The sequence below is a fragment of the Roseomonas sp. GC11 genome (assembly GCF_024437745.1).
Classification (GTDB): Bacteria; Pseudomonadota; Alphaproteobacteria; order Acetobacterales; family Acetobacteraceae; genus Pseudoroseomonas.
Genome location: NZ_JANFNY010000072.1, coordinates 1 through 1,701, shown reverse-complemented (window position 1 = coordinate 1,701; position 1,701 = coordinate 1). Strand labels below are relative to the sequence as shown.

Sequence of the window (1,701 nt, the reverse complement as noted above, 5' to 3'; positions counted from 1 at the left end):
TTCAGCTGCCGGTCATGGCCGGGACGGGATCGCTGCATGTTCAACACGCTCTCCGGCCCAGCCTCGCGGCCCGCTTCCCCACCCGACGGCAGCTTTTTTTCAGCTGCGACGGCGGCAGCCTGAAAGAAAACTATTCGTCGGTGTGGCGGGCGAGGACTTCGCGTTTGCCGACATGGTTGGCCGGGCCGACGATACCTTCCTTTTCCATCTGCTCGATCAGCTTGGCCGCGCGGTTGTAGCCGATCGAGAGGTGGCGCTGGATGAAGCTGGTGCTGGCCTTGCCCTCGCGCGTCACCAGCGCCACGGCCTGGTCGAAGAGGCCCTTCTCGCCATCCGAGGCGCCGGCGATGCCGGACATGCCGTTATCGCCGCTGCCTTCCTCGTCGCCTTCGGTGACTTCCTCGATATAGGCGGGCTCGCCCTGCTCGCGCAGCCAGTCCACCACGCGCTCCACCTCCTGGTCGGAGACGAAGGGGCCATGCACGCGGCTGACGCGGCCGCCGCCGGCCATGTGGAGCATGTCGCCCTGGCCGAGAAGCTGCTCGGCGCCCATTTCGCCGAGGATGGTGCGGCTGTCGATCTTGCTCGTCACCTGGAAGGAGATGCGCGTCGGGAAATTGGCCTTGATGGTGCCGGTGATGACGTCCACCGAGGGGCGCTGCGTCGCCATGATGACGTGGATGCCGGCAGCGCGCGCCATCTGGGCGAGGCGCTGCACGGCGGCCTCGATCTCCTTGCCGGCGACCAGCATGAGGTCCGCCATTTCGTCGATGACGACGACGATCATCGGCAGCGGCGCGAGGGCCAGCGGCTGGTCCTCGAAGACGGGCTTGCCGGTATCGGGGTCGAAGCCGGTCTGCACGCGGCGCGTCAGCACCTCGCCACGGGCGAGGGCGGCCTGGACCTTCTCGTTATAGCCGCCGATGTTGCGGACGCCGAGCTGCGACATGGCGCGGTAGCGGCGCTCCATCTCGCGCACCGTCCATTTCAGCGCGCCGATCGCCTTGGGCGGCTCGGTGACGACGGGGGCGAGCAGATGCGGGATGCGGTCATAGACCGAGAGTTCCAGCATCTTCGGGTCGATCATGATGAAGCGGCACTCATCCGGCGTGAACCGGTAGAGCAGCGAGAGGATCATCGTGTTGATGCCGACGGACTTGCCCGAGCCGGTGGTGCCGGCGATCAGCAGGTGCGGCATGCGGGCGAGGTCGGCGATGACCGGCGCGCCGCCGATATCCTTGCCGAGCACCAGGGGCAGCTTGCCGCTCTGGCGGCTCCACTCGTCGGTGATCAGCAGCTCGCTGAAATAGACCATCTCGCGCTTGTTGTTCGGCAGCTCGATGCCGATGACGTTGCGCCCCGGCACGGTGGCGATGCGCACCGCCATCACGCTCATGCTGCGGGCGATATCGTCGGCGAGGCCGATGACGCGGGCGGATTTCGTGCCCGGCGCCGGCTCCAGCTCATAGAGCGTCACCACCGGGCCGGGGCGGATCTCCACGATGCGGCCGCGCACGCCGTAATCCTCCAGCACGGATTCCAGCAGGCGGGCATTGTTCTGCAGCGCCTCTTCCGTGGGGCCGCTGGCGCGGCGGGCGGGCGGGGGCGTCAGCAGGTCCAGCGGCGGCAGTTCGAACTGGCTGGGCACCGGCGGGGGCACTGGCGGGGGCGGCGGCGCGGGGGCGCGGCGCGGCGCGGCGG

The 1,701-nt window shown here is 68.7% G+C and carries 1 protein-coding gene; it reads right to left on the bottom strand.

Annotation, left to right across the window (positions count from 1 at the left end; genetic code table 11):
- Window positions 1-130 precede the first annotated feature (130 nt).
- A partial coding sequence (locus NON00_RS19065; RefSeq protein WP_256024290.1) for a DNA translocase FtsK occupies window positions 131-1,701 on the bottom strand: 1,571 nt, incomplete at its 5' end.